Here is a 1,334-nt window from a genome sequence, read left to right as displayed (position 1 = left end):
AAGATATATAGATAGGTCTAACTTTCCATTGCAAGAAACTCAAATTTCTACGCTATGAAACCATACGCAAAGCCTGTTCGAGTCCACGTTGCTTGATCGCTGCTCCTGCACCAAACCAAGCTGAATCGAGTCGATGATCTGTACTCATGGCACGTCGTTCATGATCAATAAATTCTGTAATTGAACACAGTAATCCATAGGCTGTTCCTTTAGCAGAACTCAACTCTGCACCACGTCCCTGACCATTAAACATGTCCATTGCTTTTGTCATCGCCTTGGCATTAGGTTCAGCTTTTTCCTTGGTATCTGCATGTGCCGCCTGAATCGCAACATCACGGTAGAACTGAATAATATTTTCTTCCTGATCTGCAATACTCATTGTGGTGTTATTAAATACCGCATCAAAATAGGCTGCGGCTTCAGACTGGGTGACTCTACGCTGACTGAGCTGCTTCATTTCGTACATGTGTTCATCCCATGCACGAACTGAAATACCCAATTGCTGTTTGACCTTATCTGCATCAAACTTGGTGCTATGCGGAACTTTCACTACACCTGCGCTACTGTTCTGACCACGTAAAGCAATCGCCAAGGTGTTGTTGCAGACAACACGAATGGAAGTGAATTGTGCCGTAGTTGCCAAGGTGCCATCACAAGCGGTTGCAAGAAGAATGTAGCCATTACTGACATCCTTGCCTTTAAGTGCAGTAGATTGACCTGTACGTGCCAGCGCCCAGAACTTCTTACCACCTTTAAGCACGCCTGCGGTTTCCAATTCAAAGCCTGATTGTTCAGTTAGATCACGATAGAACTCTAAGATCTCACGAGGTTGGACTTCTTGAAAACGTTGACTGACCACTGACAAGGGTGCATGAGTATCAGAACGATACAGTACACGCTGGTCTTCATACGGCATGATGATGCTTTGTCCACGTTCATTCTGTGCCATATAACTGACATTAGATGACTCGATACGCCAGTCCATGCCTGCCTGCTGTGCCCAGATTTCAATCGGTTGGTTTTGAGTGAGTGGGTTGCCTAGTCCATGCCAAGGGGTTTCGCCTACATACGCCATTTGTTCAAGTTGATGTGCCATGGTTGTATTCCTTTTAATTTGAAATTTGATTCTGTGTTAATACCAACGATCTTTAGTGCAGAAGATGCGTTGGAAATTTTTGGTAGCAGTTATGACAGAAGCACAAACTTTGCTGTGGAGGTGTGCTTTGTTCTGTAAAAGAATTAAACAAACCACCAAGTACAGTTCCTGCAATTCCTCCAACGATGGGAGGTAAATTCAAAGACTTCGCAACGGTTGTGCCTAAGGCCCCTAAAGC

The 1,334-nt window shown here is 44.5% G+C and carries 2 protein-coding genes; both read right to left on the bottom strand.

Features of this window, described 5'->3' with window-relative positions:
* Positions 1 to 52: 52 nt before the first annotated feature.
* Positions 53 to 1,096: a DUF932 domain-containing protein gene (locus ACWGQ2_RS18375; protein WP_452019651.1), complete on the bottom strand. Its 1,044-nt coding sequence runs from the start codon at positions 1,094 to 1,096 to the stop codon at positions 53 to 55.
* Between the two features lie 52 nt (positions 1,097 to 1,148).
* The coding region (locus tag ACWGQ2_RS18370; RefSeq protein ID WP_452019650.1) for a hypothetical protein at positions 1,149 to 1,334 on the bottom strand (186 nt) is incomplete at its 5' end.

The sequence above is a fragment of the Arthrobacter sp. NPDC055585 genome, assembly GCF_053619115.1.
The sequence above is the reverse complement of the archived record's forward strand: the minus strand, read 5'-3'. Positions and strand labels throughout refer to the sequence as shown.